A 1,569-nucleotide genomic window follows, 5' to 3' on the forward strand; every position below is an offset into this window, starting at 1 on the left:
TCGGCTCCGGTGACCCCGACGGCCCCGGTTCCCGGGGTCACCAACGGCGGGTTCGAATCCGGGCTCACGTCCTGGACCACCGGCGGCGTCAGGGCACCCGTGGCCTCCACCACCGCGCACACCGGCACCGGCTCCGCGCTCCTGGGCCTGGCCTCCGGCACCGAACCGCTCGGCGACAGCACCCTGGCCCAGACCCTCACCATGCCCGCCACCGGAACCACCACCCTGTCCTTCTGGTACCAGCCSCACACCGCCGACGAYACCTGCACCGGCACCGCCTGCCGCTACGACTGGATGGAAGCACAAGTCCGCACCACGAGCGGCACGGTCCTGGCGAGCCTGTTCAAACTCAGCAGCAACTCCGGCACCTGGACCCAGCTCAGCACGAACCTCTCCGCCTACAACGGCCAAACCGTCGTGCTCTGGTTCAACGTCCACCTCGACGGCTCCAGCCCGGCGGATGACACCTGGATGTACCTGGACGACGTCACCCTCACCAACACCCAGACCACCCCCACCGCACCCGCAGCCCCCACCGGGGTCACCGCGGCCGCCGGGAACGCCTCAGCCACCGTGACCTGGACGGCCCCGGCCAACGGCGGCTCGGCGATCACCTCGTACGCCATCACCCCGCACGCCGGAACCACCACCCTGGCCCCGGTCACCGTGACCGGAAACCCGCCCGCGACGACGGCGAACATCACCGGACTCACTAACGGCACGGCCTACACCTTCACCGTCACCGCCACGAACGCCATCGGCACCTCCCCGGCGTCGGCGGCCTCGGCCGCAGTCACGCCGACCGCGGGGGCCACGGCACCCGCAGCCCCCACCGGGGTCACCGCGGCCGCGGGGAACGCCTCCGCGACCGTGTCCTGGACCGCCCCGGGCAACGGCGGCTCGGCGATCACCTCCTACGCGGTCACCCCGCACGCCGGAACCGCCACCCTGGCCCCGGTCACCGTGACCGGGAACCCGCCCGCGACGACGGCGAACATCACCGGACTCACCAACGGCACGGCCTACACCTTCACCGTCACCGCCACGAACGCCATCGGCACCTCCGCCCCGTCGGCGGCCTCGGCACCGGTCACCCCCTCCGGAACAACGACCTCGGCCATCACCAACGGCGGCTTCGAATCCGGGCTCACCGCCTGGACCACCGGCGGGGTCAGGGCACCCGTGGCCTCCACCACCGCCCACACCGGCACCGGCTCCGCGCTCCTGGGCCTGGCCTCAGGAACCGAACCCCTCGGGGACAGCAGCCTGTCCCAGACCATCACCATCCCCGCCACCGGAACCACCACCCTGTCCTTCTGGTACCAGCCCCACAGCCAGGAAGACCCCTGCACCGGCAACGCCTGCCCGTACGACTGGATGGAAGCACAAGTCCGCACCACCACCGGCACCACCCTGGGCAGCCTCTTCAAACTCTGCAACAACAACGGCACCTGGACCCAGCTCACCGCCGACCTCACCGCCTACAAAGGCCAAACCATCACCCTCTGGTACAACGTCCACCTCGACGGCTCCAGCCCCGCCGACGACACCTGGATGTACCTCGACGAC

Annotated in this window: 1 protein-coding gene; it reads left to right on the forward strand. The window is 70.8% G+C overall.

Annotated features, from left to right (window positions below):
• The coding region (locus AB4068_RS15655) for a fibronectin type III domain-containing protein (RefSeq protein ID WP_441433869.1) at positions 1–1,569 on the forward strand (1,569 nt) is incomplete at both ends.

Origin of the sequence: Arthrobacter sp. 2RAF22, assembly GCF_052115325.1 — a bacterium.
Lineage (GTDB): Bacteria > Actinomycetota > Actinomycetes > Actinomycetales > Micrococcaceae > Arthrobacter.